This window comes from Tumidithrix helvetica PCC 7403 (genome assembly GCF_965232925.1).
GTDB classification, from domain to species: domain Bacteria; phylum Cyanobacteriota; class Cyanobacteriia; order Pseudanabaenales; family Pseudanabaenaceae; genus Tumidithrix; species Tumidithrix helvetica.
Window position 1 is genome coordinate 234,169 of record NZ_CBDDRA010000004.1, and the last position, 25,017, is coordinate 259,185.

Sequence of the window (25,017 nt, forward strand, 5' to 3'; positions counted from 1 at the left end):
TTGATTTTTAAAATCGTAAGACTTTATTTACTCGTGCTTTCATCACGACTAGCCGTTTGAAGGTATAGAGCTAACAGGAATACCGTAGGCACAATGAGTGCTAGTGCTGTTGCCATCAAACCCAAAAAGTTGAATTCCATAAGTTCTTTATATCTCCCTATATTGACAAGCTCAGTAGATTAAATAGATTAATACGCGTTTCAGAATTATTATTAAGTTTAACTTGAAGTATGGCAATTCACGTAGGAATTACACATATTCGATTCTCTTTAGAATTACGGATTTATTAACTTGCAATATCTTTAGGGTGTGGCATCATGCCTACCTAGCTCGTTCAGCCAAGATCTTTAAAGGCAGTGAAAGTTTCGAGGTAGTTATATAAGGACAACGAATGAAATATTTCTTCCTATCTCAAGGGTGGCAAGTAAGTCGAGTATGGGAGGCGTCAGGCTTATGGAATGAGCGGGTTTGGCGGCGCAAACCTTTAGTCGCCAAGATGGGTATATATATAGTAGATAAGACAGAAAAAATGGCGCTTTATAAGGTTGAAGATGCCGTTCACATGCTTGAAGTCATCCCTGATGAATTGCTCGATCGCTCCGCTAATACTGAGCAGTTATCTAACAATGCGATCGGGAAAGTTCGGATTACGCGCTTGGTGTCAGCCGAGCAGGCACTAGAGAGAATTTCTCCCATTAGCTAGAATGCTCTGCGATCGCAGTTGAACCCCAAACAGTCCTGTATTTAGCAAATTTTTAGATTTTTGGTTTAGATCTAAGAAAAACCTAATAGATTCTTCTAAATACGCTCAAATGCAAGCAATTTGTCTTCCTAGTGACATCAAGTTACTAGGAAAATATGTCAACCTGAAGGTAGGATCTTAAAGAAAGGGGAGCGCATGGGTTTCGGTAGTTCTGACAGCAAAGACTGGATCTTTCTAGATTATGACCTTGATAGGTAACCTAGCTGGTAAAGGTAAAGGTGCCGAAAAAGCTACAAAGACTTCAAGTGGCACTTCAGTTTCAAATTATTTGATCGTATCGTTTTTTATTCAGTTTTTTATCATTTTTGGTGCGATCAGTTGGTTATCTTTCACAATCTGGCAAATAGTTCTATTTTGCTCGTTAGCTCTACTGCTTTTGGTGTTTGTAAATATCCCCACAATCCGATGGATAAAGCAATTACGCACAGAATATAAGCAAACCCAAGAAGCACTGCACATCGCCAACGATCGCCTTCAGATTGCGCTCGAAGCTGTACCAGGAATTGCGTCTTGGATTAGCTCAGATCTCCACTATCTAGGCGTAAATCGACACCTTGCCAACCTACTCAACATGCCTCAATCCTCCTTTATTGGTAAAGAGCTTGGGTTCCTGCATAATGATTCTGAATTTAGCGAGTTTATTCATCACTTCTTTGGCAGCGAAGCCCTAGAAGCAACGAAAGAAGTCATGACTGAGATCGATGGTTCGATCATGAACTTCTTGATTGTGGCGCAAAAATATAACCTAAACCAGTCAGCTTTGGTACTTGGTATAGATATCACAGCACGCAAGCAAGCAGAACTGGCATTGGTTCAAGCTGAAGCCAAGTACCGTTATGAAGCTTCCTTTGACTCATTGACAGGGCTTTCTAACCGCAAGCAATTTAACCAAAAATTGCTGCAATCCCTGCTCAATGCACGGGAGCAAAATACCATTCTCGCAGTATTGTTTTTAGATTTAGATCGGTTTCAGATCGTCAATGATTCTCTGGGGCACATGGTAGGCGATCGCCTACTGCAAGCAGTATCTCAAAGATTACGGGACTCTGTGGGCGAAGGCAATCTGGTAGCACGTTGGGGTGGAGATGAGTTTACGATTTTGCTATTAGATATCCATACGGTTGAAGATGCAATCGACCGAGCCCAGATCGTTTTAGATACACTTAAACCCAGCTTTACGATTGATGGTTATGCCATGCGCACCAGTGGCAGTATTGGGATCTCCTTCTATCCCTTTGATGGCAGGGATGCGGACACTCTGATCAAGAATGCCGATGCTGCTCTCTATTATGCCAAAGCCCAAGGAAGGAATAATTTCCAAACCTATTCACATAAGATGAATAGCGATTCATTTACGCTATTGGCACTGAGGAGCAGCATGCACAGTGCCATAGAAAATGATGAGTTTGTGATTCATTTTCAGCCCAAAGTTAATGCTGAGACATCAGAAATTACGGGCGTAGAGGCACTGATCCGCTGGCAACATCCTGAGTTAGGACTGATTGCACCTAGCCAATTTATCCCGCTAGCGGAAGATAATGGATTGATTGTCTCCATTGGGGAATGGTTATTACGTAATGTCTGCAAGCAAAACCATGCTTGGCAAGTTGCAGGTCTGAAGCCAGTCACTGTTGGGGTAAATCTATCGGCTCGACAATTTTTACAACCCAATCTGGTCATGACGATCGCAAATATTTTAGCTGAGACAGGTTTGGAGCCCCAATGGCTAGAGCTAGAAATTACTGAAAGCTTAGCCATGAATGATTGGGAATATACCAGTGCGGTATTAGAAAAGCTGTATAGCATGGGGGTTCAGATCGCCATTGATGACTTTGGCACAGGACATTCTTCTTTGAGTGCGCTCAAAAAATTTCCCATTCATACGCTCAAAATCGATCGATCCTTTATTCAAGAGATTGCGTTCAATCCCCACGACAAAGCGATCGTGGGTGCGATCGTATCCCTTGCCAAGGGACTCAATCTCAATGTGGTAGTTGAAGGTGTAGAGACAAGCGAGCAATTACGTTGCCTGCGATCGCTGGAATGCGATCAAGTTCAAGGTTTCTTTTTTAGTCCGCCGATGCCCGTGGAATTGATTACAGACATGCTTGCCCTTGACACCATTCCAACGGAATTTAACCCTATAGACAAACTATCCACCCAGCCAAGCATTTAGGTTTTCGATCTGACTAGAGGAAGGATGAGAGAGGGGCGTGAGCACGCAGCGATCGCCAACCGTAGGCTGTAGGGTGAGTTGGGTATGTACCAATCGATCTTGTTGAAATAGTGATAATTCAATCCGATCGCCTGCGGCAAAGTCCATTAAGCGATCGGACAGGTTCTCAGCCGTTACCCGTATTCCATTCATGGCTAACAACTCATCCCCTGGGGAAATTCCCGCAAAGTAAGCAGGGGAGTTTGCCTCTACGGTTTTAATCGACTGGACTCCATTCGCACCCTTGAGGGTCAAGCCCAAGTAGGGCAGTTGCTCAGTCGTAGCAAAAGCCTGAACTTCCAATCCAAAGGGCTCAAAATAGAAGTTATAGTCTAGTTCTTTTGTGCCATACAAATAGGACTGCCAAAATTCATCTAGATTCGCACCTGCAACAGTTTCGATCGCTTCATGCAGTTCTGATTCCAAAAAACCAATTTCTGATTTACCAAATCGCTGCCACATAATTTGCATGACCGTATCTAGCGATCTCTGATTGTTGGTTTTATCGCGAATCAGGAGATCTAGCAACATCGAAACCAGTTCGCCTTTGAGATAGTAGGAAATCTGTGTATTGGGACTATTGGCATCAGGGCGATAGAGTTTAATCCAAGTATCCAAACTCGATTCATGTAAGGATTGGACGTGGCGACCATAGGTGGTTTGTAAACGGGTGATGCTGTCTCCCAACAATTTCAAGAAATGCTTACTATCGTAAATCTTTGCCCGTAAAGGAACGAGCTGATCGTAATAACTCGTAGTTCCTTCGCTAAACCAGAGAGAAGGGGTGTAGTTTTCTCGATCGTAGTCAAAGGTTTCCAATGCCTTTGGACGCAAGCGTTTGACATTCCATGTGTGAAAAAACTCGTGGGCAACGAGGTTGACAAATCGCAAGTAATTATCTGGTTTGCGAAAGCCAAAACGATTGAAATTTAGGGTGCAGCAGTTTTTGTGCTCCAATCCACCAAAGCCCCCAGAAGAGAGATGTACAAGGAACAGAAAGCGATCGTAGGGCAATCCGCCAAAAATTTCAGCTTCGGTTTCTATGAGTATTTTCGTATCCTGCACAATCCGTTTGGGATCGTGATTCCCTTCTCCCCAAATTACAAAGGTATGGGGCTTGCCTAGTACGGTAAATTCATGGCGGGTGTGGATGCCGATCTCAAAGGGACTATCCACAAGCGTGTCAAAATCCGCCGCATAGAAGGTATTTGGTTTTCCTTCTACGGCAGGTAGGGCTGTGGCGATCGCCCATTCTGGCTTGGGTAACTCAATCTCTACGGTTAGAGGATGCTGCTCGTGCTGCGGCACAAACATAAAGGTCGCCCCCCCATTGAAGTAGCTGTGTGTACTATCGACATGGTTGGTGCGCACGGTTAGATCGTTGGCAAAGATTTTGTAACTAATTTGAATCGATTCAGATTCAGGGTGGCGTTGAATTTGCCAGTGGTTTTTACTAATTTTTTGCCATGCTAGCGGTTTGCCGCGATCGTCTTGCGCTGTAAATTCTTGTAAATGTTTGGCATATTCTCGAACCAGATAAGACCCTGGCGACCAGACTGGCAAATGCACATCTAAAAATTCTGCCTGCCAAGACTCTACGGTAAAGCGAATATGTAGTAGGTGCGTGGCTGGCTGCGGCATCGAGACTTGAAAATGCCAAGGCTTTAGATCTGAGTTTGTTAAGGATGGGGTTTGCACTGCTGGTTCTGTTTCGGTTTTTAAGAGGGAGACTTCAGAGTAGGCTTAGAGTAACATATTCGCAAATCTGGATTAGGGTTGGGCGGCTCGACGCTAATCCAGTTCAAGAGAGACCCTAGAGAAGGCAAGACTTTACCTACCATAAATTCAGCCAGCCGATCGCATCCCTACGCCAAATCTATAAACCAAATCACGAACGATTCCTGAAAGCCATTGTTGTGAATTATTAAAACTCTAAATTGCGATTGCAAGTTGATAATTTGTTTACCATTCTGAATAGTCGATCTGTGCTTTGATACAATGCAAAGACTGCAAGGCGACTAGCAAAACTGCTTAAAATCATGCAATTGGCAAACCGAATTCGTAAAGTGACCCCTTCGATTACCCTAGCGATCGACGCAAAAGCGAAGGCGATGAAGGCAAGTGGGGTAGATGTGTGTAGCTTTAGTGCGGGCGAACCCGACTTTGATACACCCGAACATGTTAGAACTGCTGCAAAAAATGCCCTCGATCGGGGTAAGACCAGATATGGGCCTGCGGCAGGTGTCCCCGAACTGAGAAGCGCGATCGCCGACCGACTTTACAAAGACAACCAGCTAGAGTACAAGCCAGAGCAGATCATCGTCACCAATGGGGGCAAGCATTCTCTCTATAACCTGATGATGGTGCTGCTCAATGAAGGCGATGAAGTTATTATTCCCGTACCCTTTTGGGTGAGCTATCCCGAAATCGCAAAGGTAGCTGATGCGACTCCCGTGATGGTGATGACCGAGGAAGCCAATGGCTATAAAATCACACCCGAGCAGCTAGAAGCCGCAATTACACCTAAGACAAAGCTGTTTGTCCTCAATTCCCCTTCTAACCCCACGGGAATGGTCTATACGCCTGAGGAAATTAAGGCACTGGCGGAAGTGTTACTACGCCACGAGCAGGTGTATGTTGTTTCCGATGAGATTTATCACAAAATTCTCTACGATGACGCTACCCATCTCAGTATTGGTGCGACCAGCCGCGCCATGTTAGAGCGCACGATTATCAGTAGTGGTTTTGCCAAAGCTTATTCCATGACGGGTTGGCGCGTGGGCTATTTGGCTGGTGCGCCTGAAATTATTAAGGCCGCCACGACATTACAAGGTCATAGCACCTCGAATGTTTGTACGTTTGCTCAATACGGCGCGATCGCTGCCTTGACCGAATCGCAAGATTGCGTAGAAACCATGCGACTTGCCTTTGCCGAACGGCGCGAGGTCATGTATCAACTCCTCAATGCCATCCCTGGCGTGACTTGTCCTAAGCCCGATGGTGCTTTCTATCTCTTCCCCAATATCAGCCAAACAGGACTGACCTCCATGCAGTTCTGCGATGCGCTCTTGGAAGAATTTCAAGTAGCTTTAATTCCGGGGATTGCCTTTGGTCTCGATACCAACGTGCGGCTCTCCTATGCCACGGATTTGACTACAATCGAACGCGGCTGCGATCGCCTGCACAAGTTTGTAGAGAAAGTACTGGCAACTCAAGCCTAATCCTTCTATAAGTTCGAGCAGGGTAAAGTATTCGGGCATCAATCTCCATAATTCCGAATGCTTTGCCCTTACTTCTATTTATCAGAATTCTACCCAGACCAAGATTATCTATCAGTGTCCAGACAACATCGCTAGCACTAACCGCTCCAATGTTCATTACTGAGTTTCATCAACACTTGCATCAGGTAGTATCGGGGAGGGCTTTTGGGGTCTTACCGCTATTGGAGTGGTTCCAGAATTACCATCAAATCTAGATACATTGACAGGTACAGAATGATCGGGGGAAAATAGCTTTCGGGGGAATGGAAGCCTGACAATAAAACGATCTATTAAGCCGACAGTTAATCGTACTAGTTTTTTCTCTACTCCCTTTCTCACGATTAGATATTCCATCCCAATAACAGCTATATCGTCAAAGCAGATTTGATATACGCTACGATATCTTTCAGGGATCGGGAAAAGACACGAGGATACAAATGCTAAGGATCCTATCCCTCGGTTTTCGTCTGAAACTATATTTTTAATTCGACCAATCACAATACCATCACTTGTGATGACTTCTATACCTATAAGTTCATGAAAGTACATATCCATATTTTATCCAAAACCTCCAAATGACCTCGCATCATACTTGCTAACAAGATTTAAAAATTATTGCCCCCATTAGGATTACATCAAATTGCCTAAGCCTTTTTGGAGGAGTTTAGCCTTTATACTACTAGTAATTACTTGGTTAAAGCCATAAACTTAGATCGAAAAGCATCTAGCAACCTAAATTCACCGCCCCAAAGCATTCCCAATCAACATGGCGAAATTTTATCCCAGCTTAACGAAGGAGCTACGCGAATTTATCGAGCAGCAGCATATATATTTTGTGGCTTCTGCACCCAATCAAGGGCGTGTAAACCTTTCACCCAAGGGAATGGATAGCCTGCGTTGCTTAAGCGATTCCGCATTAGCTTATCTCGACCTGACTGGCAGTGGGAATGAAACCGCCGCCCATGTTCTAGAAAATGGACGAATCACGATCATGGTTTGCAGTTTCACCGAAAAGCCATTGATTTTGCGAGTCTACGGACAGGGTAAACCCATCAGACCCAGAGATGCTGAATGGCAAGAACTTTATCCACTTTTCCCCGCGATCGCTGGTACGCGGCAAATCATGCATATCACCGTGGAATCTGTGCAAACCTCTTGCGGGTTTGCAGTGCCATTTTTTGAATTTGAAGGGGAACGAAAAGTTCTCAAAGAGTGGGCAGAAAAGAAAGGCGAGGAGGGCGTAAGGGAATATTGGGAAAAGAACAACCAAGAGAGTATCGATGGCATTCCCACCCATTTGTTAGGATAGGTTTCAGTTCATTTCGACTGCGATCGCGGATCGTTGGGTCGAATCAACATGATGCCTGCTTGCTCTTTTACGCCCAGCACATAGGTTTGCAGGTCTGGAGAGATTTTGACCTTTCCACTCGGAGAAGCGTGGATCAAACCAATTTTGCCATCGGGCGAACGATAGATTAAACCTGTATGGGTGACATCTAACCCTTTAATTTTGGTGGCGATCGCTACGATATCGCCTGGTTGCATTTTGTCATAAGCATCCTTAACTTGTTTGGATGGAATGTAGTACATGCGTAAGTTTGCCAAACGAGCTTCCTGCATTTTGATGCATTCAAAAGTTCGCTCATCCTTTGCCAACTGAGGATAGCGATCGCGATGCTGACTCATAAAATTCAAGGTTTGCGGTAAGGTCACATCGCTCAATATCGGCGTTAAATCCTTCACCAAACTGCGCGTTTGGTTGTCAGAAATCCATTCCGAAAAATAATGCAATCGACTGCAATATCCATCCAATTGACCATTCCGATAGCGTAGGTTCTCGATTTGATGCACAAACATAGTATGGGAATAATCCTGTTGCGCTATGCCTCGTGCCATTGCCAAAACCGTCTCGATCAATAGAACGCAGTCAAATCCATCCAGACGCACCACCAATTCTTCCTGTGGTAAGCGATCGAGGATTCCTGCTTGGTAGGGAGTATCTAAAAATTGCGTCGCGATCGCCTGCATAATTTCGCTCATCGGTCGCTGATGCAATTTCTGAGCGATCGCGTACTGCATCACTCGATCGAACTTCGCTTCGTTCGTAATTTCATGGGTCTTAACCTCATTGTCGAAGTTGGATAAAGCGATCGACGCAGAACTGAATGGTTGTATCAATGATAAGGATAGAGGCTGTGTGGAGACTTCAGGGAATACTAATATGCCCAGACCTAAAACTCCAACAGCAGCTAGCCCCATCAAATTCCCCATGCAAATCCCCATCTCAAGAAATCAATACCAACCTCAATCGAATTCGCACCAAACCCTAGATTGAATTCCACGCCTTGCACAGACCTTCAAAGCCTAGGTTTTGCGAAAATAATATGGGATTAGTATAGTCGCTCTAAAACGTAAGCAGCGAGGTCAATCAAGGATTGCTTGGGTGCTGAGGCTGGCAACCAATCGATCGCATTTACAGCTAACTTGATCTCTGATTTGGCAAGTTCTCTGGAGCGATGAATACCTTTACTACTTTGAATCAACGCGATCGCTTGCGCTAAGTCCCCTGGTTCCGAAAACTCCCGCTCGATTAACCCACTTAACTGCGGCACTTCTTCTAGGGCAAACAATGCTGGGGCAGTCAGATTGCCTTGGCGTAAATCAGAACCAGCAGGTTTTCCTAGGGTTTCTGTGGAGCTGGTAAAGTCCAGAATGTCATCCACGATCTGAAAGGCAATGCCAAAATGCTTGCCAAAGTTAAATAACTGCTCGGCTTGGGCAAGTGTCACCCCACTTAGCACACCCGCAGCTTTTGAGCTGCCTGCCATTAACGAGGCAGTTTTATAAAAACTCTTGTCCAAATAGTCTTCCAGTGTGAGGCTGGTATCAAAGGCAGTTAAACTCTGACGAATTTCCCCCTCGGCAAAGTCTGTAATCACCTTAGACAAAAGCTTGACCACTTCTAAATTATCCAAGTTTGCCAAGTACCAAGAAGCCTGTGCGAATAAAAAATCTCCCGCCAACACCGCAATGCGGTTGCCAAAATCACTGTTGACCGTGGGAATGCCCCGCCTCAGCTCTGCCATGTCGATCACATCATCATGGACGAGACTCGCCGTGTGAATCATCTCGGTGATCTCAGCCAAGCGACGGTGGCGAGACGTAATGTCTTGATCGGTCATCGTGGCACGAGAAACCAGTAACACCAAAGCTGGGCGTAAGCTTTTACCCTTGCCCTCAAATAAATGCTCAGCAGCGGCATATAAAATCGGATGTCTCGCTCCTACTAACTCCTTTAAATTTGCCGTAAGGGTACGTAGGTCATCTTTGACAGGTGCAAAAAGTTCGGTAACAGAGGTAGCGGGGAGACTCATGCGCGATAAACCAAGTTTTTATAGATTTTTACATATCTTCATACATTGTAAGAGCATGTCGTGAGAGTTGACGGCAAACTCTGACTACCTCTAGGCTGATTTATTACCAAATCGATTCATTTTTCGATCTTAAATCGACCCAAGACATTTAGCTTATACAATGTTTGCTGGCTCACTACTAATCTAGGCAAAGATAAGCAGAGCAGTTGTTTCGATATATGAGTTTTTGAAGTTATGTGATATACATTTACATCAAGACTTAAAAAAATTAATTAAGATTTAATAGGAAACCCTTGATTTCTGATTTTTGCTTCAAATCACGCCCCAATAATCTAGATGGAACCCTGAGTGATGATGCCTAGGCTTCTGCTGATCGACGATGACCCCATAATATCCGAGATGGTTACGCTTAACCTTGAGACGGCTGGATATCAAGTTAGCCAAGCTAATGATGGTATTAAGGGTCAAGCTTTGGCAATTCAACTACAGCCAGACTTGGTTATTCTCGATTTGATGCTACCTCGCGTCGATGGCTTTACCGTATGCCAACGCCTACGTCGAGATGAGCGGACTAAAGAGATTCCCGTACTCATGCTTACTGCGATGGGGCAGACTCAAGATAAAGTTGAGGGCTTTAATGCAGGCGCGGATGACTATTTGACCAAACCCTTTGAGCTAGAAGAAATGCTGGCAAGGGTACGCGCTCTTTTACGCCGCACCAATCGCATTATCGATGCTGCCAAACATGGCGAAATTTTAAACTATGGGGCTTTAACCCTCGTGCCCGAACGATTTGAGGCGATCTGGTTCAACAACACGGTCAAGCTCACACATTTAGAATTTGAACTGTTGCATTGTTTGCTGCAACGACATGGGCAAACGGTGTCACCTAGTGAAATTCTTAAAGAGGTCTGGGGCTATGAACCCGATGATGACATCGAAACCATTCGCGTGCATATTCGTCACCTGCGTACCAAGCTAGAGCCAGATCCCCGTCATCCTAAATATATTAAGACCGTGTATGGTGCGGGTTACTGTTTAGAGCTACCCAGCACATCTTACGAAGAGTCAGAACCAGCTTAAAAAATCGACTTGGAATATTTCTCTAGAGAACCTTCTAGCCCGAAACATCCCATAGGTAGAATCAAATACGCCTGTATGTGACATTATGTATCACAATAGCTAAGGAGTACTTGCAATCTATAGGCTAGGGCATGAAAATTTTATTTGCGGCAGCAGAGGCAGCACCGATCGCTAAAGTGGGCGGCATGGCAGATGTCGTCGGTGCATTACCGCCAATTCTCCGCAAAATGGGTCATGATGTGCGCATCATTCTGCCCTATTACGGCGTCATTCCAGAGAAACTACCCGAGCCCCCCACTTGGATCTGGAAGGGCTACGCCATGTTTCAAGATTTTGATATTTTCGAGACGGTGCTACCAGGCACAGATGTCCCACTTTATCTGGTTGGGCATGGTTCGTTTATCCCACCTCGGATTTATTCTGGTGAAGATGAGGACTGGCGGTTTACGATGTTTTCCAATGCGATCGCTGAATTTGCTTGGAACTACTGGAAACCCAATCTGATTCACTGCCATGACTGGCACACGGGTCTAGTCCCCGTATGGATGCATCAAACTTCTGATATCGGTACGGTCTTCACGATTCATAATCTTGCCTATCAAGGGCCTTGGCGCTGGAAATTAGAACAGATCACCTGGTTGCCTTGGTACATGAGCGCCCATAATTGCATGGCGGCAGGCATTAAATATGCCGATCGCGTCAATACCGTCTCACCCACCTACGCCCAACAAATTTGCACGCCTACCTACGGTGAGGGACTAGAAGACTTGCTCACGTTTCTCAGACCTTGGGGCATTCTCAACGGCATTGAGGTCGAGAAACTCGATCCGCAGATCGATAAAGCCCTGCCCAAAAACTATTCGGCTGAAACCCTTGAAAACCGCCTGATTAATAAGGCTGCTTTGCAACAAGAAACTGGGTTGGCTGTGAAAGAGTCAGCCTTTTTAGTGGGGCTGGTCGGTCGTTTGGTCGAGCAAAAAGGCATCGATCTGCTGCTACAAGTACTAGAGCGATTTTTATCCTACACCGATGCTCAGTTCCTTGTTTTAGGCACTGGAGAGCGTTACTACGAAACCCAGTTGTTACAGCTTGCCTCGCGCTTTCCTGGCAGGATGTCAGCCCAAATTCTATTTGATGTTGCCCTATCCCAACGAGTCTATGCTGGTGCTGACGCCTTCTTGATGCCTAGCCGCTTTGAGCCCTGTGGCATCACCCAAATGATTGCCCTCCGCTATGGCTGCGTGCCGATCGTCCGCCGCACAGGTGGCTTGGTCGATACGGTCAGTTTTTACGAACCCGCCAAGGCACAAGGCAATGGTTTTTGCTTTGACCGTTACGAACCCCTCGATCTCTATACCTGTATGGTCAGAGCATGGGAAAGCTATCGCTATGGCGATCACTGGTTGAACCTGCAAAAACGCGGCATGGCTGGCGACTATAGCTGGCAAACCTCAGCCGAAAAATACGTTCAGCTTTATCGCTCCATCCCTGGGATGGAGAATGCTTAGAGCCTGTTTGAGAAGTCAGACTTCTGCCCCCCTAGCCCCCCAATTCTGGGGCGGATTCAGATTAAATCCCCCAGAATTGGGGGATTTAGGGGGCGCAAAGCTTAACTTTTGCAAAAATTCATTTGTATGTACTTCTCAAACACGCTCCTAGGCAATATCCCCCCAAAACCATAGCGCTTACTGTAAAGATAGCTCCCCTACAATTCGGGATTTTGTTTGTTGCAAATATCCTTGGTATTGAGAGCAACAATCTCAGCTAGATCGACTGTAACCTATGGTATATGGAAAGAATAGAAGGATATAATGCAACTCCCTCTACCGTTTTCCAGTTTATGTAGCGATGGAGGTTTAGATGGAAGATACCCGTCCACAGGTACGCAGAGTTTTAGTAATTACACTGCTCTTAAACCTCATCGTCTTAGCAACCAAGGCTCTAGTCGGTTGGGCTACAGGCTCATTGAGCCTGATCGCGGATGCCTTACATAGCATTACCGATAGTGCCAGCAATGTGATCGGTCTGGTGGCAATCCAATTTGCTTCTCCGCATCCCGATCGCGATCATCCCTACGGACACCAAAAATTTGAGTCGGTGGCGGCTTTAGGCATCTCAGCTTTTTTGGGCATTGCCTGCTTTGAAATTTTCAAAGGGGTAATCGATCGGATTATGAGCGGAGGACGTCCTGTCACCATCTCTGCGCCTGCCCTATGGTTGATGCTGTTTGTTCTAGGGCTAAATATTTTTACCACCCTCTACGAGCGCCATGTTGGCGAAAAAATTGGCAGTCCTATTTTGATTGCCGACGCGCAACACACCATGAGTGACGTTTGGGTCACGATCACCGTAATCGCAGGCTTAGTAGGTGTCTGGACTGGCAATGTCACAGGGATTGTTTGGCTGCAATGGTTAGATGTGATTATGGCCTGTCCTGTGGCAATTTTGGTGTTTTGGAGTGGGTGGAAGGTATTGCGCAATAATTTGCCCATGCTGGTGGACGAGATGGCGATCGCCCCCGAAGAAATCGATGCGATCGCGCGCCAAGTATCGGGAGTAATTAACTGCCATGACATTGCCTCTAGAGGCATTGTGGGACAACAGGTATTTATCGAAATGCACATGATCGTTGCCCCCGCCGATGTCGAGTCTGCCCACCAAATTACCGAAGCGGTAGAAGAAAGACTGCACGATCGCTTCGATCCTGCCAGAATCACCATTCATGTCGAACCGCCCGATTATCACTCCGATCGAGTTACCTATTCGTGAGAAGTTGACAGTTAGCAGTTGACAGTTGACGGTGGTATCCAAAAAGCTAATTGCTAACCGCTAAACTAGAACCATACGCAATCCCACAAAGTACGAGAATAAGATTTTGACTGCTACAGGTTCCTTTCCATCTTTGCATTTCCCCTTATCACAGAGAGCATTAAACACCAAAGAATCACAGATTCGCGAAGCCTCTCGCTATTGTGTCAAATTTGGCGCAATCAATCTCGCCCAGGGTCTACCAGACTTTGCCGCTCCCCAAGATTTAAAAGCTGCCGCCCAAGCTGCGATCGCAGCCGATCGCAACCAATATGCCGACACATGGGGCTTAGAACCCTTACGGGTTGCCATTGCTGCCAAAATGCAACAGGACAATGGCGTTCCAGTAGATCCCGAGACCGAAGTCACGATTTGCTGCGGTGCTACGGAAGGGTTAAATATTGCCCTAATGACCTTGATCGACCCAGGCGATCGCGTCTTGATCTTCGAACCCTTTTACGAAAACTACATTCCCAACCTTGCCACGGTCGGAGGCATTCCCGAATTTCTCACCCTGCAACCGCCCCAATGGGAAATCACCGCTGAGATGCTGGAGCCAATCTTCCAAAAAGGGCTGAAAGCAGTCATTATCAATACCCCTGCTAATCCAACGGGTAAAGTCTGGACAAAGGCAGAGTTGCAGTTAATCGCCGAGTTTTGTCAGCGTTACAACGTCTATGCCATCACTGACGAAATCTACGAATACATTCTCTACGAAGGCGAACATATTAGTATGTTGAGTCTTGAAGGCATGCGCGATCGCACGATTGTCGTGAATGGCTTTTCTAAAACCTTTTGCATCACTGGCTGGCGCTTGGGCTACACCGTGGCAAACCCCACGCTTACGGCAGCAATGCGGCGCATTCATGACTTTATTACGATTTGCGCTCCGACACCGTTTCAATATGCTGCCCTGACTGCCATGCAGTTTGGCAAAGATTACTTCGCACAACTTGCCGCTGACTACAAACGCAAACGCGATCTGCTCTATCCCGCTTTGCAGCAAATTGGCTTAAATCCCGTGCTCCCCAAAGGCGCATATTACATTTGGACAGATAGCTCGGCTCTGGCTGAAACTGCCAACCAAGCTGCCTATCGTCTAGCCAAAGAAGCTGGTGTTGCCGCCGTACCAGGAAATTGCTTTAGCAATCCCCAACGGGAACAGGTGAATGGGTTGCGTTTCTGTTTTGCCAAGAAGGACAGCACGCTAGAAGCCGCGATCGCCAACCTACAGAAGTTTAAGCTTTAGAAATTTTGGCTTTTTAGGTTTTAAATACTGGCTTTCAGTCTAAGGTGGCAAGTTTTTGCAACAAATGCTACCTTAGATCAGCTAACTGCTATTTGTAGATGTCTCTCATGGGGAATTAGCTCAGTTGGTAGAGTGCTGCGATCGCACCGCAGAGGTCAGGGGTTCGAGTCTCCTATTCTCCATTATCTAATACCATTTTCAAAAAGATGCGTTGCATCACTTTTTGAAAAGACCGCGCTCCGCGCGGAACACAAAACCCGATCTGTCGCAATTTCAAGAGAACTTGGTATAAAAATCCTTTTCCAGAAAGAGTTTCAAGAATTAGAACCAAATTCTCCTGTCATCCTGGATGGCATAAAAGAAGAAGTGTGCGATTAAATTGTCTGCATCAGACCCCGTTGCATTTCATCTTTGAATTGGCGCTTTACGGACATGACTTGCGGATTCAAGCAGTGAAAGGCGGAAACGTTACAATGGAAACCATCAAGTAGTCGTTAACTATTTTGGGATAAGGAATCGCGATAGGCAGCGTAAACGCCTAAAACGTTGTACCAGTTGAGAAAAATTCGAGCGACTTCTAAAGCTAACTGTGGTTTGCCGCGATCGATCAGCCATTGTAAGAGTGGTTTAAGCGATCGCTCGTTCACCAAGCCGCCCAATGACAACAGACCCCACAACAGGCGATGAATCCAAGTCATTTGAATCATCATGCGTACTTCCCAAGTGGGATGCTTTTGATAAAACACCACGCCCATCCGCCCGCGTTGTTGCTCCACATCAATCAAGTGAGGAAGCTGCGCCAGACTAAAGGGAGGATGCCAGTGATAGCCCACGGCATCAGGACATTGAATAATTTTGAGACCCAACTTCTTGAGTCTCACACCCAGTTCTAAATCCTCCCAGCCATATTGACGGAAGCTAGTATCAAACTTGCCTGCCTCGATCAGCCAATGCCGCGCGATCGCCACATTTCCCGTGGCAAAATAGGCTGCTGACAAATCCGTCACTTTTAAGGGCTCAGAGGTCGGTTCGTCAAAATTACAGGTGTTAATGACACGCCCATAGGTAAAAGCCCGCTCTTGCCCCGCCAAAGCCTTGGCGTGAGCAGACAAAAACTGAGATGTGACCACCAGATCGCTATCAATAAAGACGATCGTATCTCCCTCAGCTGCATCAATACCAGCATTGCGTGCTGCCGCTGCCCCACCATGATCCTGCTTCAACAGCCTGACATGGGGAAACTGCGTCGGATGGGTTTGCAAAAAATTTACGGTGTCGTCCGTAGAGCCGTCATCCACCACCAAAATCTCATAGGGGCGATCGAATTGTTGTTGCTCCATTGCCGTCAGGCATTTTTGTAAGATCGGTAAGCGATTGTAGGTTGGGATGACAATTGACCACATGAATTTAGCGTTTGATTTGGTGATTTTGTTGCCATGTTTGCCAGAGGGTTAAGCCGCCCACATAGCCATAGCTCAGGGTGTACAGCACCATAAACGGCAGGGTGATATAGAAACCATGACTCGCCGAAATGACTACTGCTAAAAAGCTATAGGCACAGAGACTGAGTTCGATCGCCACTGAAGTATCGAGGGGAACCTTGTAGGCTTTGTTATCCCAGCGATCGCTGCGGTACTTGATGTCAAATTTAGGAGTACGACGAAAATTTGCACCCGTATTAAACAACCCTGCAAACACAGCTCTCGTATTACTCCATGATATGCCAGTACCCAAGATGGCTAAGAGCAAAATTCGACCAAACCGTCGTCGCCAAGTTGCAGGATAGAGTTGTCGCTGTGCCACAAAGTATAGGTAGGGAGGACCAAAGGTGGCTGGCAACATAAAGGTCGCCCAAAACACATCGATCAAACTGCGGAGGTTTTGTAGCTCATGGGGAGTAATGAGCATGAGAGGTACGGAGATCAAAATCAACAACAACATCAATGGATGGACTGAATAGCCCGTGAGATGAAGGGTTGACTGAAATTTAATCGCAAGGCTATGCTCGCTGCTCCAAATCGGAACTAGGAGCTTTTTGGCACATTGAATACTACCCTTAGCCCAACGAAACTGCTGCAATTTAAATGCTGCCATTGCCACGGGTAGTTCCGCAGGCGCAACAATATCATTGTCATAGACAACTCGCCAACCTTTGAGTTGAGCGCGATAGCTTAAATCCATATCTTCGGCGAGGGTATCGGCGTGCCACCCGCCACTGTCGAGAATCGCCTGTTTGCTCCAGATACCTGCGGTACCATTAAAGTTGAGAAAGTAGCCATTTTGGCAGCGCGCCTGCTGCTCGATCGCAAAGTGACCATCAATCCCAGCCGATTGTAGCTTGGTCAGTAAAGAATATTCGGAGTTCAAATGACCCCAACGCGTCTGCACCACGGCAATCCGTTCGTTGGGATGTTCGCAGTAATGCACAATTGTGCGCCTGAGCCAATCAGGGGATGGCACAAAATCAGCATCAAAAATAGCAATATAGTCTCCCTGAACTAGGGGCATAGCAGCTTGTAAAGCACCTGCTTTAAACCCTGACCGATTGGTACGATGAATGTATTCGACCCAAATCCCCTGATTTTGATATTCCTTTACGGTCTCTTGCAAGAGGGTTTGCGTGTCATCGGTAGAGTCATCTAGTACTTGGATGTACAAGCGATCGCGCGGATAATCTAGCAAACAAATCGCATCGATCAGACGACGGGCGACATAGCGCTCGTTAAAAATTGGCAACTGCACAGTCACAATCGGCAGATCGCGTTGTTCGTGGGCTTCTGGAATATGAAGATCGCCTTGAAAAGCTGGCAAAATTTGGGGCTTATTCCACCTCAACCGTCCCAGAGCCGTTGCAACTAACTCTTTATCTCTCTCTGGCGCATAGGCGGCAGAGTTTTTCATCGAAGCTTCCAATAGCCTCTGCGCGACATTTCGCTGATTGCGAACCGCAGTAAGCCAATAAGCATTAACTCCGTACAGCAGCAACCAACCGGCTGCCACACCGTTTAGGACGGTGAGTATTGTTAATAGTATTAGAATGACCCTAGACTCCTTACCACACAAGGCACTGATTTAAAACCAATCAGCAAAACTGACAAAGTAGCTTGTAGTACTTTACGACAGCTATTTTATCTTTACTAAAGAATTATGATTCCCATCTCAGATTTAAGCAAATATAACTACTGTCGATTTTATTTTCGCCTCGCCTAAGAATGAAATTTCCCACAAAATCAAAACTGAAACTATAGATTTTGCTCGAGATGCTCTGTAATCGCTTGTAAGGCAACCGCCGCTGCCGCTTGTTGCGACGCTTTAATGCTTGAGCCTTGCCCTTTACCCCAACATTTTCCTTGCAACCACACCTCAGTCGAAAAAATTTCTGCCTTAGCAGTTCCTCTCCCTAAAGCTTTAGTGGGATTGGGATTAGATATATTTTGAGATAGAGAATCTGGAGGATTGAGAGCCGCTACATCTGTTGTGCCAATGACATCTGAAGAGCCACCGACATCCGCAGACATAGAGACCGTGCGATACTCAGGCAAAACTTTCCACTTCCCTTGGGTTAGCTCTTGTAAGGCAACTTTGTAATTACCCATAGCAGGAATTGCAGATAAAGCCTGAATTGTATGTTGGAGGTGGGCATCGAGCCAAGGACGCACGAGGCTCAAATCGTTTGTACTGAGGTAAAGCGCAGCTAGTAAAGCTTCTAACCCATCAGCCAAACGCGATCGCACCGCCTTGAGATCGGCGCGCGCCGAACCGGTCATCACCATAAATTGGTCGAGGTCGTAGCTTTGCGCGATCGCGGCGAGGGTACTATCGCTGACAAGATGCGATCGAAAAGCAGCCAACTGTCCTACAGAGCTATCCCCATAGTTTTCGTGTAAAAACATGGTAACGGCAAGGCGCAAAATCGTATCCCCCATAAATTCCAACCGATCGTTGTTATAAGTGGTGGAAAAACTGGGATGCACCAAGGCTTGATCTAGCAAACGCCAATTTACCCGTTCTAGGGTATGAATCCCCAAACGGTTGAGTAACTTAGATAATTCTCTCTGCCTGCTGGGAGCGATCGAAACCATGGCTATAACAAAACGGATCTAAGACAATGGGCAAGCTACACCCAAAACCTGTATAGCACAAACCAAGATGAGGATGGAGAAAACCCATTCGCACAGGCTCTGCGATTGAGTCAAAACCAAGTAGAATTACTGCAATAAACTATCCTTTGCATGTAGCGAGGATGCTGTTCCTTGTAAAGCTTAACAAACTTGAAACTATGCCCAAACGTCTGATCTCGTTGCTACTTTTTGGCATTATGGCTGTAGCCACCAGTATTTGGATCGTAGCCTGTCAGCCTACCACAACACCTCCTCAATCGCCTACTGCAAGCACTCCTACAACCAGTACTGACACGAATACAACCGCAACCACAGGTGGTGGAGGCGTCAAAGATGAGTTAAGAATGGGTGTGCTGTTGCCCGCCACAGGCGATCTGTCTTCGATTGGTGCGCCCATGGTGAGATCGATTGATTTTCTGATCGAAACTGTAAATGCCTGTGGTGGCGTTTTGGGCAAGCCGATTAAAGCTTTTAAAGAAGACGATCGCACCCAACCCTCCGCTGGCGTGGAAGCGATGAATAAATTGGTTAAGGTAGACAAAGTTGGTGCTGTGGTCGGGGCTTTTGCCAGTAGCGTGTCTACGGCAGCTCTCGCGATCGCCGTACCGAATAAAGTCGTGATGATTTCACCAGGCAGCACTAGCCCCGTATTTACCGAACGCGCTAAAAAAGGTGAATTTAAAGGCTACTGGAATCGCACTGCCCCACCAGATACCTATCAAGCCTCAGCCCTAGCAAATCTGGCTTACAAACGCGGCGCAAAACGCGTGGCAACTCTTGTAATCAACAACGACTACGGTGTTGGTTTTGAGAAAGCTTTTGTCACAGCCTTTGAAAAACTCGGTGGTGAAGTGATCAATAAAGCCAAACCTACCCGCTACGACCCTCAAGCCACAACTTTTGAAGCAGAAGCTAAGGGAGCCTTTGGTGGTAAACCCGATGCCGTGGCAGCCGTGCTTTATCCTGAGACAGGTGGCTCTGTGCTCAAAGCGGCTTACGAGCTAGGCTTGACGAATAACGTTAAGATTCTGCTGACCGATGGCGTCAAAACCGAAGACTTCCCCAAACTGGTGGGCAACTCCCCTGATGGCAAGTTGATTTTGGCGGGCGCACTGGGTACAGTTCCGGGTGCTGATGGCAAATCTTTAGACGAGTTTACTAAGCGCTATAAAGAAAAAACTAGTCAAGAAATCGGCGCTTACGTTCCCCATTCCTATGATGCGGCGGCTCTGGTAGCGATCGCTGCCGAGGCAGCAAAAGACGGCACAGGCGATGGCATTAAGAGCAAATTGCGTGAAATTGCCAACCCACCCGGCAAAGAAGTAACCGACGTCTGCGAAGCCCTAAAACTAGCTAAGGCTGGCACAGATATTGACTATCAAGGTGCAAGTGGCAATGTCGATCTAGACGAATTGGGTGATGTCAAAGGCAGCTATGATGTCTGGGAAGTTAAACCTGACGGCAAAATTGCTGTGATCGACAAGGTTTCACCATAGTTATTCCCGAGTTATTTCCGATGGCAAGCATGATTTGGTGGACGAAAAGCACCTTAACTTTTGCTGATAAAATCCACCAAATCTTTAAAATAACCTTGATTGTAAAAACTAGGTAAAAGCTAGAAAAATATGGCGATCGAACTAAAACAGGCTCCACCGCAAGAAGTTTCAATCTATATGCCCTACTATAGGGAGCCCAATAAAAGACAGGCTTTACCCTATGCCATTTCTCTATATAAGCAGGGAGAACTACCAGGAGAACGGCAAATTGAAGGCAGTCCCCCCATCTCATTCTTAGCAACTTGGCGGGTTTCTAATCTGCCGTCAGACTTAACCCTGTGTCGTGTCATGTTTGAGGGTGATGCTGAAATGAGCTATGAAATCACCATGGACAACTCTGAATTTGTGAGCTATCTCATCGAGGTAGTTGCAAGCATTCGCGATCGCGGCACGGCTGATTTTCCCCAGATTTTTTATAGTAAATTGTTCAGAATAAAACTTGCTAGTTTTGATGGCAATTAGTGTATAATCCTGACCTTAATAATCGCGCTTAAATCTGCTTGGTTTAAGCCTTTTGTTTAAGCAAAACTGCTGGCTAGATGAACCGCAAGTGTGAGGAAATATTACTGTGTCATATGCTGCCAAACGCGTCGAATACCCCGACCGTCAACAGGATACTATTGCAAAAAACGTCGATCCTGTGATCTTACGGGCTGCAAAGCAGGTTTACAGATTTTATGTTGATTCCTATGCTACCCAGCTACCTCGCCCTTTGGGTGTAGCTGTCAATCGAACCGACATGAGCGGTAAACTTGTGTACTCGCAACTGATTCTTTTGCCTCAAGAAAGCTTCGTGCCCATTGAGTTAGTTGAGTCCAGTGAATTTCATTAATTTTGATTGTGAGAATTTTTACCTTCATTCTCGCAGTTAAAAAAACAAGTCGCCAGATTTTTAAGTAGAATTTGGCAAGTTTTTGTCTCGACAATGTGCTTCGACAATGTACGTAGAACCGAAAGCTAGTTTAGCTACTTTTGTTCGTACCGTAAAAGACATCTAACGAAAAGGTAAAGTTCCCGTAAGCCTTGGGGAAATTTATGTTAGGCAACTTAATCCTAGTTAGAGTAAACGATCGCCATTCTTTGGCTATGTGAATGCAATAACGGGGCGTATAGCACAGCGAATCTTTTCGATGAGAACACCTTGTCCGTGCGATCGCAGCTTGAATACAATGAATATGGAAATCTTTACTGACTGAGGTTAGGTTTGGCAACAAATCAGGAAGGTTATTCAAATGGGGCAAGTTGAGATATGGCGAGAACAAGCAGCGAAAAGTTTAGCCTCTCTGATCCCTAAAATTCAGGGTAACGCACCTACTGCGCAAGATGGCTTGGTTGATGACCTGCTCAGAGTTTTAAATAAGCTTCCTGCAAGACCCGAAGGTCGCCAGCCCTATGCAGGGCTGTTCCCTAGCGCTGATATTTTCTCTTGGAGAAATCGTGCTGCTTCCATCGTTCAGACCCTAGTTCCCAAAATTCAAAATCTAGATACAAGTTCTTTTGATGGTGCGATCGATAATTTAGTGCGAGCAACCAAAAATCTACCGACAAGACCTACAGGTCGCCCACCCTATGCAGGGTTGTTCCCACCTGCAAGTGTTGATGCATGGAGAAAGCAAGCCGCCGCGAGTTTAGGCGCATCGATTTCTAGTATCACCAGTAAAAGCTATATTCCAAATGACACGGCGATCGACGATTTAATCAGGGCTATGAGTAACTTGCCCCTGCGTCCGATCCTGCGTAAACCCTATGAGGGCTTGTTTCAAGGTACAGACCTGCTAAGTCTGCGGCGGCAAGCAGGGGAGCGCCTCAAAAACTTGGTCAACAATCTGCAAAACGATCCAAATCCCACAGATGTGTTGGTGGATAACCTGATTAGAACTCTCAATAAACTTCCATCGCGACCTGTCAATCAAGCTCCCTATGCTGGGCTTTTCGCAACGTCCCCAACAGTAGGTTCCCCAGCAGTAGTTACACCTCCACCGAAAGCTCTCATCACTCAGACGCAACTGACCGCGATCGCACCCTATTCCGATCCTGCACGCCTCGCCAAACTTCTACCCCATCTCAATTCCACCATGGTGGAATATGCGATTAATACCCCTCTTCGCATTGCCCACTTTATTGCTCAAACCGCCCACGAGAGCGATGCGTACAATACCAATGAGGAATATGCCTCTGGGGCTGACTATGAAGGAAGAGGCGATCTGGGCAATGTCAATCCTGGCGATGGCGTTCGCTTTAAGGGTAGAGGATTAATTCAAGTTACAGGCAGAGCCAATTATGCAGAATGTGGCAAAGCCCTAGGTATCGATCTAGTCAGCAATCCTCAAAGGCTAGGAGATTTCGATCTGGCTTGTCGCAGTGCAGGTTGGTTTTGGCGCAAAATGGAACTCAATGGCGATGCAGATAACGACGACATCATGACGATTACAAGACTGGTAAATGGCGGCTATAACGGCCTAGAAGATCGCCAAGATTACCTCGATCTCGCCAAACAGGTTTTTGGAATTTAACCTGTCCGAAATGGCTTTGATAAATAGTTTATTTATGTTAAGCTGCTAAGGTAAAACCTTACAAAGCTAAGATTTATGTATCTAGAGGGAAGTATTGACGGACTAGTGCCCCAAGCGTTCGCAACTTCAGACCCCTTCGATTTCAATACTCTCTCACCTTTAAGCAATAGCCAAACCCACAGCCAAGGCACAGCCTCACTCTACCCCCCCCATTAACTTTTGAATTCCAAGATTCCATTTCAACCCCTCAATCCGCTCGCAACCCCTTGCCAGTCTTAGCTTTTCAAAAATCTATTTTGGGTCAAGACTCCTACACAGCCTCTCCATCAATTCCATTAGGGGCTGACTCAAATCCCGAACTTCTCCACCCAGACACATCCTTCAATCTCAACACTCCTGTTCGCTTCGACCCCTTAACTGGAATACTTTCGATCCAAGGAGACAGCAGAGATAATATTCTCCACGAAGCGATCGACACTCAAGGCTATTACGAACTCAATCTGGACGGGCTTCTATTTTCTAGCAATTTCCATTCAGAACATTTTACCCAAGCCCTAGCAGGAGCGACAAGAGATCTCGTCACGGGTATCAACTTTGAGGGCGGACTCGGACATGACAAGCTCATTCTAGATCGCCAAAGCCTCAACCAAACACTCAGCATCACTGCCGATGATGAAGTTGACATTGCTGGAAATATCAGCAGCAAAGGTGATGTCAATATCACTGCTGCCGAAATCAACCTCAACGCTAAAATTCAAGCAAACTCAATTCTCTTTAACGCCGCAAGTGTTTTCAATCAAGGAGAAATCAAGACCATAGGTAGTACCACGATAAACTTTGCGGATAAATATACTGACAGTGTGCGATCGTCAATTTTTGGGAAAAAAATTGGGATCTCTGGCGGCATGACGGGTAGTTTGGAAGCAAGCGGTAAGTTTGTCGCAAAAGAGATCGCACTACTAGGCAAACAAGTCAGTCTCTTGGGTGCAAACATTGATGCATCGGGCACAAATGGCGGCGGTACTGTCCTAATTGGTGGTGACTATCAAGGCAAAGGACTAGTGAAAGGCATCGTCAATGCTCAAAATACTGTAGTGGATAAGAATACAGTCATTCTTGCCGATGCACTGACCCAGGGCACTGGTGGGAAGGTAGTGCTTTGGTCAGACCAGAAGACGATTTTTGAAGGCAACATTAGCACCAAAGGGGGCAGTCAATCGGGAGATGGTGGATTTGTTGAGGTCTCTAGTAAACATCAACTAGCGTTTGCAGGTCAAGTTGACACTGGGGCAGCAAATGGAAAACTTGGCACATTACTGCTCGACCCAGACGATTATTACATTGGGCTAGATGACGGAAATGATAACACCTTCGACATCTCTGATTTAGAGAAAATAAATGGCAACCTTGTCTTTTCTGCATCAAATAATGTCACGATCAATACCAGCGCTAACTTTGTTGACTCAACGGGCACAATCACGATTCAAGCAGACTCTGATGGAGATGGCTTTGGTACAGTCTTTTTGAATGGTTATATTTATACGGGTGGACGCAATATCGATATTTCTGGTACAAATGTCAACATTAACCAGATATACAGTGGAAGTAATAACCGCGCTGGCTTCATTAATGTCACAGCCAAAAACGAAATAGTCACTGGTAGTATTTATTCTAGTTCAACGCTTGGCAAAGCGGGTGATATCACGCTGATCGCTTACAACAGAACGACATGTTTATGCGGGTGCAAATGGAGGGACTGCGGGTGCGGTAACGCTAACTGCATTTGGTGACATTGTGACGCGAAGTATTTTTGCGGGCTCGAATACGGGTATTGGGAATACAGTGAAGCTGACGAGTATAACGGGCGGAATTGATACGGGGGACGGCTATATCACGATCGCTACAAATGGAGGGAATACTGGCAGTGTTATTCTGACGGCTGTGAATGATATTAATACCAATTTAAATTATATTGGCAACAGATAGGGCTTCCAAAATGAAAGGATATCCAGTAATCGATGCTATAACTTGGGGAGTTAATTCTGCTAGAAGTTGGTCTACCTTTTCCCTAAGTT

22 protein-coding genes and 1 tRNA gene are annotated in these 25,017 nt (G+C 46.1%); 15 read left to right on the forward strand and 8 right to left on the reverse strand.

Going from position 1 to position 25,017, the window contains the following annotated elements:
• Positions 1 to 23 precede the first annotated feature (23 nt).
• Positions 24 to 140, reverse strand: a complete 117-nt coding sequence (gene psbM, locus ACP2WE_RS05925) for a photosystem II reaction center protein PsbM (protein WP_425214665.1) — start codon at positions 138 to 140, stop codon at positions 24 to 26.
• A 251-nt stretch (positions 141 to 391) separates the two neighbouring features.
• Here psbM and ACP2WE_RS05930 point away from each other — a divergent pair, with 251 nt between their 5' ends.
• Positions 392 to 703 (forward strand): hypothetical protein, encoded by a 312-nt coding sequence (locus ACP2WE_RS05930; protein ID WP_425214666.1) that lies wholly within the window; start codon positions 392 to 394, stop codon positions 701 to 703.
• Between the two features lie 241 nt (positions 704 to 944).
• Positions 945 to 2,939, forward strand: coding sequence for a putative bifunctional diguanylate cyclase/phosphodiesterase (locus tag ACP2WE_RS05935; RefSeq protein WP_425214667.1), 1,995 nt, complete (start codon positions 945 to 947; stop codon positions 2,937 to 2,939).
• Here ACP2WE_RS05935 and ACP2WE_RS05940 read toward each other — a convergent pair.
• The gene (locus tag ACP2WE_RS05940) at positions 2,916 to 4,619 is read right to left on the reverse strand and encodes a M61 family metallopeptidase (RefSeq protein ID WP_425214691.1); all 1,704 of its coding nucleotides are present in this window, start codon (positions 4,617 to 4,619) and stop codon (positions 2,916 to 2,918) included. The genes ACP2WE_RS05935 and ACP2WE_RS05940 overlap by 24 nt on opposite strands.
• Positions 4,620 to 5,017: 398 nt before the next feature.
• Between ACP2WE_RS05940 and ACP2WE_RS05945 the strand changes: the two genes are divergently transcribed.
• Positions 5,018 to 6,199 carry a pyridoxal phosphate-dependent aminotransferase gene (locus ACP2WE_RS05945; RefSeq protein ID WP_425214668.1) on the forward strand — a complete coding sequence of 394 codons (1,182 nt, stop codon included), beginning with the start codon at positions 5,018 to 5,020 and terminating at the stop codon, positions 6,197 to 6,199.
• Between the two features lie 156 nt (positions 6,200 to 6,355).
• Here the strand turns inward: ACP2WE_RS05945 and ACP2WE_RS05950 are convergent, their stop codons facing one another.
• Entirely contained in the window at positions 6,356 to 6,793 is a 438-nt protein-coding gene (locus ACP2WE_RS05950) for a PRC-barrel domain-containing protein (protein WP_425214669.1), read from the reverse strand.
• Positions 6,794 to 7,004: 211 nt separating this feature from the next.
• Between ACP2WE_RS05950 and ACP2WE_RS05955 the strand changes: the two genes are divergently transcribed.
• Positions 7,005 to 7,547, forward strand: coding sequence for a pyridoxamine 5'-phosphate oxidase family protein (locus ACP2WE_RS05955; RefSeq protein WP_425214670.1), 543 nt, complete (start codon positions 7,005 to 7,007; stop codon positions 7,545 to 7,547).
• A gap of 8 nt (positions 7,548 to 7,555) precedes the next feature.
• Here ACP2WE_RS05955 and ACP2WE_RS05960 read toward each other — a convergent pair whose 3' ends face one another.
• Both ACP2WE_RS05960 and sds read right to left on the reverse strand, forming a co-directional pair.
• Positions 7,556 to 8,509: an N-acetylmuramoyl-L-alanine amidase-like domain-containing protein gene (locus ACP2WE_RS05960; protein ID WP_425214671.1), complete on the reverse strand. Its 954-nt coding sequence runs from the start codon at positions 8,507 to 8,509 to the stop codon at positions 7,556 to 7,558.
• A gap of 119 nt (positions 8,510 to 8,628) precedes the next feature.
• Positions 8,629 to 9,612, reverse strand: a complete 984-nt coding sequence (gene sds, locus ACP2WE_RS05965; RefSeq protein ID WP_425214672.1) for a solanesyl diphosphate synthase — start codon at positions 9,610 to 9,612, stop codon at positions 8,629 to 8,631.
• Between the two features lie 354 nt (positions 9,613 to 9,966).
• Here sds and rpaA point away from each other — a divergent pair, with 354 nt between their 5' ends.
• The 5 genes from rpaA (at position 9,967) to ACP2WE_RS05990 (ending at position 14,934) form a co-directional block, all read left to right on the forward strand.
• Entirely contained in the window at positions 9,967 to 10,695 is a 729-nt protein-coding gene (gene rpaA / locus ACP2WE_RS05970; RefSeq protein ID WP_425214692.1) for a two component system response regulator RpaA, read from the forward strand.
• Positions 10,696 to 10,826: 131 nt separating this feature from the next.
• Positions 10,827 to 12,203, forward strand: a complete 1,377-nt coding sequence (gene glgA / locus ACP2WE_RS05975) for a glycogen synthase GlgA (RefSeq protein WP_425214673.1) — start codon at positions 10,827 to 10,829, stop codon at positions 12,201 to 12,203.
• Between the two features lie 352 nt (positions 12,204 to 12,555).
• Positions 12,556 to 13,464, forward strand: a complete 909-nt coding sequence (gene cdf31 / locus ACP2WE_RS05980; protein ID WP_425214674.1) for a CDF family zinc efflux transporter Cdf31 — start codon at positions 12,556 to 12,558, stop codon at positions 13,462 to 13,464.
• A gap of 106 nt (positions 13,465 to 13,570) precedes the next feature.
• Positions 13,571 to 14,752 (forward strand): pyridoxal phosphate-dependent aminotransferase, encoded by a 1,182-nt coding sequence (locus ACP2WE_RS05985; protein ID WP_425214675.1) that lies wholly within the window; start codon positions 13,571 to 13,573, stop codon positions 14,750 to 14,752.
• Between the two features lie 109 nt (positions 14,753 to 14,861).
• Positions 14,862 to 14,934: transfer RNA gene (locus ACP2WE_RS05990), tRNA-Ala, on the forward strand.
• A gap of 312 nt (positions 14,935 to 15,246) precedes the next feature.
• On the opposite strand, the gene ACP2WE_RS05995 is transcribed toward ACP2WE_RS05990, so the two are convergent.
• From ACP2WE_RS05995 to ACP2WE_RS06005, 3 genes are all read right to left on the reverse strand, one after another.
• Positions 15,247 to 16,155 carry a glycosyltransferase family 2 protein gene (locus ACP2WE_RS05995; protein WP_425214676.1) on the reverse strand — a complete coding sequence of 303 codons (909 nt, stop codon included), beginning with the start codon at positions 16,153 to 16,155 and terminating at the stop codon, positions 15,247 to 15,249.
• A gap of 4 nt (positions 16,156 to 16,159) precedes the next feature.
• Positions 16,160 to 17,752 carry a cellulose synthase family protein gene (locus ACP2WE_RS06000; RefSeq protein WP_425214677.1) on the reverse strand — a complete coding sequence of 531 codons (1,593 nt, stop codon included), beginning with the start codon at positions 17,750 to 17,752 and terminating at the stop codon, positions 16,160 to 16,162.
• A 242-nt stretch (positions 17,753 to 17,994) separates the two neighbouring features.
• Entirely contained in the window at positions 17,995 to 18,834 is an 840-nt protein-coding gene (locus tag ACP2WE_RS06005; protein WP_425214678.1) for a ribonuclease III family protein, read from the reverse strand.
• 197 nt (positions 18,835 to 19,031) lie between these two features.
• Between ACP2WE_RS06005 and ACP2WE_RS06010 the strand changes: the two genes are divergently transcribed.
• From ACP2WE_RS06010 to ACP2WE_RS06035, 6 genes are all read left to right on the forward strand, one after another.
• Positions 19,032 to 20,369 carry an ABC transporter substrate-binding protein gene (locus ACP2WE_RS06010; RefSeq protein ID WP_425214679.1) on the forward strand — a complete coding sequence of 446 codons (1,338 nt, stop codon included), beginning with the start codon at positions 19,032 to 19,034 and terminating at the stop codon, positions 20,367 to 20,369.
• A 129-nt stretch (positions 20,370 to 20,498) separates the two neighbouring features.
• Positions 20,499 to 20,891, forward strand: a complete 393-nt coding sequence (gene ebsA, locus ACP2WE_RS06015; protein ID WP_425214680.1) for a type IV pilus biogenesis protein EbsA — start codon at positions 20,499 to 20,501, stop codon at positions 20,889 to 20,891.
• A gap of 106 nt (positions 20,892 to 20,997) precedes the next feature.
• Positions 20,998 to 21,261: a hypothetical protein gene (locus ACP2WE_RS06020; protein WP_425214681.1), complete on the forward strand. Its 264-nt coding sequence runs from the start codon at positions 20,998 to 21,000 to the stop codon at positions 21,259 to 21,261.
• A 400-nt stretch (positions 21,262 to 21,661) separates the two neighbouring features.
• Positions 21,662 to 22,942 carry a glycoside hydrolase family 19 protein gene (locus tag ACP2WE_RS06025; protein ID WP_425214682.1) on the forward strand — a complete coding sequence of 427 codons (1,281 nt, stop codon included), beginning with the start codon at positions 21,662 to 21,664 and terminating at the stop codon, positions 22,940 to 22,942.
• A 266-nt stretch (positions 22,943 to 23,208) separates the two neighbouring features.
• Entirely contained in the window at positions 23,209 to 24,732 is a 1,524-nt protein-coding gene (locus ACP2WE_RS06030) for an autotransporter outer membrane beta-barrel domain-containing protein (RefSeq protein ID WP_425214683.1), read from the forward strand.
• A 4-nt stretch (positions 24,733 to 24,736) separates the two neighbouring features.
• Positions 24,737 to 24,928: a hypothetical protein gene (locus ACP2WE_RS06035; RefSeq protein WP_425214684.1), complete on the forward strand. Its 192-nt coding sequence runs from the start codon at positions 24,737 to 24,739 to the stop codon at positions 24,926 to 24,928.
• Positions 24,929 to 25,017 lie beyond the last annotated feature (89 nt).